The 6777-nt window shown below is 71.2% G+C and carries 5 protein-coding genes; 1 reads left to right on the top strand and 4 read right to left on the bottom strand.

Going from position 1 to position 6777, the window contains the following annotated elements; genetic code table 11:
• Positions 1-857 precede the first annotated feature (857 nt).
• Positions 858-2273, bottom strand: a complete 1416-nt coding sequence (gene pyk, locus ND748_RS21560) for a pyruvate kinase (RefSeq protein ID WP_251747801.1) — start codon at positions 2271-2273, stop codon at positions 858-860.
• A gap of 270 nt (positions 2274-2543) precedes the next feature.
• On the opposite strand from pyk, the gene ND748_RS21555 reads away from it, so the two are divergent.
• Positions 2544-2723: a hypothetical protein gene (locus tag ND748_RS21555; RefSeq protein ID WP_251747800.1), complete on the top strand. Its 180-nt coding sequence runs from the start codon at positions 2544-2546 to the stop codon at positions 2721-2723.
• A 74-nt stretch (positions 2724-2797) separates the two neighbouring features.
• On the opposite strand, the gene ND748_RS21550 is transcribed toward ND748_RS21555, so the two are convergent.
• The 3 genes from ND748_RS21550 to ND748_RS21540 all read right to left on the bottom strand — a co-directional run bounded on the left by ND748_RS21550 (position 2798) and on the right by ND748_RS21540 (position 6105).
• The gene (locus tag ND748_RS21550; protein WP_251747799.1) at positions 2798-4762 is read right to left on the bottom strand and encodes an ABC transporter ATP-binding protein; all 1965 of its coding nucleotides are present in this window, start codon (positions 4760-4762) and stop codon (positions 2798-2800) included.
• Between the two features lie 264 nt (positions 4763-5026).
• Positions 5027-5884, bottom strand: a complete 858-nt coding sequence (locus ND748_RS21545; RefSeq protein ID WP_251747798.1) for an enoyl-CoA hydratase/isomerase family protein — start codon at positions 5882-5884, stop codon at positions 5027-5029.
• A 2-nt stretch (positions 5885-5886) separates the two neighbouring features.
• Positions 5887-6105, bottom strand: coding sequence for a helix-turn-helix domain-containing protein (locus tag ND748_RS21540; protein WP_009399485.1), 219 nt, complete (start codon positions 6103-6105; stop codon positions 5887-5889).
• Between the last annotated feature and the right edge of the window lie 672 nt (positions 6106-6777).

Genomic DNA, 6777 nt, shown 5'->3' with positions numbered 1-6777 from the left:
GGCGGGTGGTCCGGAGACGGCTCGGCCGGCGGGCGCGGCACGAGGCGGCGGGGTGCGGGAATTCGAGGAAGCCGAGGTGCCGGCGCTCGGCTGGTCGGTGGCTGCGGCCGACCGAGACTGGCCACGGGACCGCGGCTGGCCAGCGGACGGAGACTGACCATCAGACCGCGGCTGCCCGGCGGACGGAGACTGGCCCGCGGACGGAGACTGGCCGGCGGGCTGGGACTGCGGCTCCTGGTCGGGCGGGCCGGAGTCAAGCGGGCCGGAGTCGGCCGCCGGCGTGCCCGCGGATGCCTGCTCGTCCGGCCCGCTCACCTGCTCGACCATGCAACCACTCCCTGACCATGCGCCCTGCCCGACAGGCTGCCGCCCGATCCGATCCGGACCGGCCTCGGCGGGATCCGCCACGATCCCGGTCGGCGGGTTCAGACGCGACCGGCATCATCATGACAGCCGTCAGGCGCCCGTCGGCCGGGCACGGCGGATCGCTGCACAGCGGGTTCGTCGCCCGCGACGGAAGCGACTGGCCACCCGCGCGGGACTCCATCCGGTTACGCGTGGGAGGTCCAAGGACCGCGGACGCGTTCTCGACTCCGTCGCCGTGGGGGCAGGGTGGGTGCGGACGCCGGGCCCGCCACCGCATCCGGGCGAGGCATCCACGGTGGTCTGGAGGTCGGCGTCCGCTCGAGGCAGCGGGCGCCCGACCGTCGGTCGGCGCGGGTGGGGCCCCGCGGCAACCGCCCGCCGGTCAGGCGTCAGGTCACGTCACATCACGTCAGGACACGTGACGTCAGGTGAAGAACGAGACGACACCACATGACACGACGTCGCGTCGCCGCCACGGCACGGTGCGGCCGTCAGACCGCCTCGCCGATGCGGTGGACCCGCATCATGTTGGTCATTCCGGCCACACCGGGCGGGGTGCCGGCGACGACGACGACGAGCTCACCGGGTCGGCAGCGGCCGATCTGGAGCAGGGCGGAGTCGACCTGGCGGACCATCTCGTCGGTGTTCTCCGCGAACGGCACGAGGAAGGTCTCCACGCCCCAGAACAGCGCCATCTGGTTGCGCACGGCGGGGATGGGTGTGAAGGCCAGCACCGGGACCTCGCTGCGGTACCGGGCGAGCCGCCGGGCCGTGTCGCCGCTGAGGGTGTGGGCGACGAGGTAGCGGGCGCCGACGGCGTGCCCGACCGAGGCGGCCGCCTGGGCGATCGCCCCGCCGAGGGTCCGTGGCTCGGTGCGCAGCGGCGGGATCCGCCCAAGGTCGGCTTCGGCGGTCTCGATGATCCGCGCCATGGTGGACACCGACTCGATCGGGTAGGCCCCGACACTCGTCTCGGCCGAGAGCATGATCGCGTCGGCACCGTCGAGGACCGCGTTCGCGCAGTCGCTGGCCTCGGCGCGGGTCGGCCTCGGCGCGCTGACCATGGACTCGAGCACCTGGGTGGCGACGATCACGGGCTTCGCCCGCTCCCGGGCCTTGCTGACGGCCCGCTTCTGCACGAGCGGCACGTCCTCGAGGGGCAGCTCGACGCCGAGGTCGCCGCGGGCGATCATCAGACCGTCGAACGCCTCGATGATGCCGTCGAGGGCGGCGACCGCCTGCGGCTTCTCGATCTTGGCGTGGACCGGGAGGCGGGTGCCGACCTCATCCATGATCGCATGCACCGCCTTGACGTCGGCGGCGCTGCGCACGAAGGACAGCGCGATCATGTCAACCCCGAGTTCGAGGGCGTAGCGCAGGTCGTCGGCGTCCTTCTCGCTCAGCGCGGGCACGGTGAGCGCGGCCCCGGGGATGTTCATCCCCTTGTGGTCACTGACCGGACCGCCGATGACGACGGTGGTGTGGACGTCGGTGTCGGTGACGCCGTCGATCTGCAGGACGAGGCGGCCGTCGTCCACCAGGATGCGGTCCCCGGCCGAGACGTCGGCAGGCAGGCCGGAGTAGGTGGTGCCGACCTGGTGCTGGTCTCCGGGCACATCCCGGATGGTGACGGTGAAGCGCTGACCGGGCAGCAGGGTGACGCCGCCGTCGGCGAAGGTGCCGAGGCGGATCTTCGGGCCCTGCAGGTCGGCGAGGATGCCGACGTTGCGCTCGGCGGCCTCGGCCGCCTCCCGCACCCGCGCGTAGGTGACTGCGTGCTGTTCGTGCGTTCCGTGGGAGAAGTTTAGGCGGGCAATATCCATTCCCGCGTCGACGAGGGCCCGGACCTTCTCTGGCGAGCTGGTGGCCGGGCCGAGGGTACAAACAATCTTGGCTCTACGTGGCACAGACAAAGCCTAAGTACTGATCGTCGGTCATTGCACACGGGGGCCGCCGAGAGACGCGCGTCGCGCGCCTCGCAGTAGTCAGATCAGGTCGATCAGGTACATGCTGCGCGTGGTCGCCCGGCGGCGTACCGTCCGTCTCGTCCCCCGCGCCACCCCGTCCGTCGGCGCGCGTGATACGGGAAAGACGGCAAGGGTGCCGACGTTCCTGGGAGCCGCTCCACCCGGACGCGGAAGTCGGTATGACACGGTCGAGCACCCCCGGAGTCGGGCATGAATCGAAATCCCGCTATTCACCGTCAGCCGTCCGGTGACATCGACATCGCCGTGGTCGAGGTCACCACCGGACCCGAACCCGGGCCCGCGGCCGCGGATCCGCTGCCCGGGCCGGCGCCCGCGCAGTCCACCGCGCTCGCCTCGGCACTACCACGTTCGGTGGAACCCGGTACCTGACCGAACGGGCTACCCCGACGCCTCCCCCGAACGGCGGCGACCGCGTCCGCCGACGCGCGCGGGCCCGGATCGGCTCAGGCGTGGACCGCGGCCGCAGAGTCGGCTGCGGGCTCGACGGGTTCTGCGGGTTCTGCGGGTTCTGCGGGCTCGACGGGCTCCGCGGGCTCTGCGGGCAACATCGGCTCTGCGGGCAACGTCAGCTCTGCGGCAGGGCGGAACTGGGTCCGGTACAGCTCGGCGTACAGGCCGCCGCGCGCCAGCAGCTCGTCGTGGGTACCGCTCTGCACGATGCGGCCGCCGTCGACGACGAGGATGCAGTCGGCTTCCCGCACGGTGGACAGCCGGTGCGCGATCACCAGCGACGTGCGGCCGGCCAACGCGGCGCTCAGCGCCAGCTGCACCGCGGCCTCGGACTCGCTGTCGAGATGCGCGGTCGCCTCGTCCAGCACGACGATGCCCGGCGCGCGCAGCAGCAGCCGGGCGATCGCCAGCCGCTGCTTTTCCCCGCCGGACAGCCGGTGCCCGCGGTCGCCGACCACGGTGTCCAGCCCGTCCGGCAGCGCGCGCACCAGCTCCCCGATCCGGGCGGCGTCCAGCGCGGACCACATCTGGCCGTCGGTGGCGTCCGCCCGGGCGAAGGTCAGGTTGGCCCGAATCGTGTCGTGGAACAGGTGGGCGTCCTGGGTGACCACGCCGACCGCGGAGCGCAGCGACTGCAGGCTCAGGTCACGCACGTCGTGCCCACCGATCCGGACCACGCCGGACCGGACGTCGTACATCCGCGGGATCAGTTGACTGATCGTCGTCTTACCGGCACCGGACGGTCCGACCAGCGCGATCATCTGACCGGGATCCGCCCGGAAGGTGATGTCGTGCAGCACCGGCGCCGGGATCCTGGTGTCGAGGACCGCGACGGATTCCAGCGAGGCCAGGGAAACCTCGTCCGCGGCGGGGTATCGGAATCCGACGTGATCGAACTCGACGGCCGCCGCGCCCGCGGGCAGATCGACGGCATCGGGCCGGTCGACGATCGCCGGTTCGAGGTCGAGAACCTCGAAGACGCGCTCGAACGACACGAGTGCGGTCATGACGTCGACATGCACGTTCGACAACTGGGTGAGTGGCCCGTAGAGCCGGCCAAGATACGCGGTGAGCGCGACCAGGGTGCCGACCTCGAGATCTCCCCGGGCCGCGAGACGGCCGCCGACGCCATAGACGATCGCGGTCGCCAGCGACGCGACGAGGCTGAGCGAGACGAAAAATATTCGGCCGTACATGGCCTGGGTGACCCCGATGTCTCGTACCCGCTGGGCACGGCCGCGGAAGTTGACCTCCTCACGTTCCGGGGACCCGTAGAGCTGGGCCAGCATCGCGCCCGACACGTTGAATCGCTCGGTCATGGTGTTGTTCATGTCCGCGTTCAGCCCGTAACGTTCTCGGGTCAGCCGGGCGAGCCGCGGCGCGAACGCGCGAGCGGGAAAGATGAAAACCGGTAGTAACACCAGCGACACAACAGTGATCTGCCATGACAGTACGAGCATCGCGGCGAGCACGAACCCGGCCGAAAGCACATTCGACAGCACTGAGGAGAGCGTGTTGGTGAACGCCGACTGGGCGCCGAGCACGTCGTTGTTCAACCGGCTGACGAGCGCCCCGGTCTGGGTACGGGTGAAGAACGCCAACGGTTGGCGTTGCACGTGCCGGAAGATCTGACTGCGCATCTCGTAGATCAGGCCTTCGCCGATGCGAGCCGAGAACCAGCGCTGGGCGAGAGACAGCCCGGCGTCGAGGAGGGCCAGCGCGGCGACGACCGCCGCCAGGACCTCGACGTAGCCCACCCGGTGATGCTGGATGCCGCCGTCGATGATCTCTTTGAGGATCAGCGGGACGACCGCGCCCAGCGCGGCGCTGACCGCGATGAGGAGGAGGAACCAGACCAGATAGCCCCGCCAGGGCCGCGCGAAGGTCGCGATGCGGCGCAGCGTCCCCGGCCGCAGCGAGGTCCTCGCCGCCGCGCGGTCCCGGGTGACGGATCGCACGAAAGCCCCACCGTCAGAACCTGGCCTCAACGCGCCTCCCACAGCCGTCGCTTGCACTGTAAGCGTGTAAGCGTGGGTGGATCGCAGTCATTCCCGCCGGCCAGCGGCAGGCTGAGACGGTGCCGGGCTCGGCCGGCGCAGCCGCGAACGGACGACACTCGCGGACAGACGACACTCGCGAACGGACCACACTCGCGGACAGAGAACCTCAGGCCGCCTCGGTCGGGGCGCGGCCCGCAATGGGGAGCGGTCCCCCAAGCCGGATCAGCCCGCGGCGATGCCCCGGGAGGCGTCCAGCAGATCGAACAGCGTACGCGCCCACGCCTCACCCTCGGCGTCAGGAAGATCGCGATGGTCGGCACCGGCCATGGCCCGGGTCGAGACCGCGGATCGCCCGGCCGGCCGGGCGCCGCGCAGGAGCGCCTTGACCTCGGCGGTGACGGCGCGGGATGCGGCGAGCAGGCCCGCGACCACCGAGTCGACCTCGTCGTCCAGGCGCAGGCGAGGTACCAGCCGCTGGGCCAGCCCGAGACGGGCCGCCTCGGCCGCACCGAGCGGCTGCCCCCCGGTCAGGCACAGATCGAAGGCACGGGACCAGCCGACGAGCTCGGCCAGCCGAGTCAGCGCACCCGCCGCGGGCAGCAGGCCGCAGCGCGCCCAGACGGGGTTCAACCCTGCGTCGGCGGCGAAGATACGCAGGTCGCAGGCGACGGCGAGGGCGGTGCCCACGTCCTCGGTAACCTCCGCCACCGCGGCGACGCTGATGAGGTCTGCTCGCATCGTGAGCCGTTCGAGCGCCTCTCGCCAGACCCGGTACCCCCCGATCAGGGAGGCCGGATCCGCTCGCGCGGGCGACGATGCGATGGGTGTGTTCATGGCCGCGCCCGGCGGACCTGCCGCAGCATCCGCGGCATCCGCGGCCGACGGATCTGGACCGCCCACGCGGAGGACGGCGACCCGGACGTCGCCGCCCATGTTCCGCTGGGCGTCATCAAGGGCGGAGCCCAGGCTCCCCAGGGACCCGGGATCACCGGATCCGGACAGCCGGATCGTCGCGACAGGTCCGACGACCTCCACCCGCAGTCCGGCCGCCGCCGAATCGGCGGCGGCCGGCACCGCCATGATCAGGCGCTCTTCTTCTTGGTGCCCCGGGTCGCACCGCCACGGCCACGCAGGGTCGTGCCGGACTCCGACAGGATCCGGTGGACGAAACCGTACGAACGGCCAGAGGACTCGGCGAGCAGACGGATGCTCTGCCCACCTTCGTACTTCTTCCGAAGTTCGGCAGCGAGCTTGTCCCGCTCGGCGCCGGTGATCCGGGTTCCTTTCCTAAGCTCGGCCAACGTGGCCCCCTCCGTGTTCGATGATCTGCGAACCGATCTTCACTCAGCTCGAGTCAACGCGCCACTCGAAGCAGATGTGATCCATCACACGCGGCGCGCCGGTGCGTGACCGTGCCCTCGCGCTTCCATCTCCACGCCGACGCCTACGCCGACATGGCCCGGGTCGCACCCGCCCGCACGCACGCCGGGCGTCCACGGCCGACCATGCACGGTGACCAGTGTCCCCAATCCCATGCGCACGGCCTAACAACGGCAACGGCGCGTCGCCGCGAACATCGTCACCTACTTGATCGGCGATCTTCCCTCAACGCAACACCGCAGGTACAACCAACAGTCGATCACTGTACATAGCCCGCCGACGGACCGCGAACGCCGCAGATCAAACCGACTGATTACTCACACCCAGCGGCGGCCCGAGCGCGGCCCTGGCCGGCTGACAGACCGCCGCCGCCCGGTGCGCGTCGCTCCCCGCGGCGCCGGTCCGCACCCGGGCTCGCGCAGCCGGAACCTGCGCGCCGATCGACCCTGGGCCTCGGCCGGCGGGAGACTCGTTACCGTGCAGAGGTGGCCCGTGAAGTGGTGATCGCCGGTTCGGCGCCGGGTACGTGCGGGGCGCGGCCGTGAGCGTCACCGGCAGCGCGTCAGAGCGGGCGGGCGTCGCAGCGGCCACGC

The sequence above is a fragment of the Frankia sp. AiPs1 genome, assembly GCF_023716945.1.
Classification (GTDB): Bacteria; Actinomycetota; Actinomycetes; order Frankiales; family Frankiaceae; genus Frankia.
The sequence above is the reverse complement of the archived record's forward strand: the minus strand, read 5'-3'. Positions and strand labels throughout refer to the sequence as shown.